Raw genomic sequence first — 240 nt, 5'->3', positions numbered from 1 at the left:
CCGACAAGACCAAGTGGCGCTTCAGCCTTCGCAAGGGCGTGAAGTTTCACGACGGCAGCGAGTTCAACGCCGATGCGGTGATCTGGAATCTCGACAAGGTGCTGAACGACAAGGCGCCGCAATTCGATCCGAGCCAGGTCGGCGTCACCGCGACGCGCATGCCCACGCTCGTATCTGCCAAAAAGATCGACGACATGACGGTCGAGCTCACCACCAAGGAGCCCGACAGGTTCCTGCCGT

The 240-nt window shown here is 60.8% G+C and carries 1 protein-coding gene; it reads left to right on the top strand.

Features of this window, described 5'->3' with window-relative positions:
* Positions 1-240: ABC transporter substrate-binding protein (locus G8O24_RS43825; protein ID WP_244646493.1), on the top strand; the 240-nt coding region annotated here is incomplete at both ends.

The sequence above is a fragment of the Bradyrhizobium campsiandrae genome (genome assembly GCF_014529705.1).
GTDB lineage: Bacteria > Pseudomonadota > Alphaproteobacteria > Rhizobiales > Xanthobacteraceae > Bradyrhizobium > Bradyrhizobium campsiandrae.
This window is presented reverse-complemented; position numbering and strand designations above follow the sequence as displayed.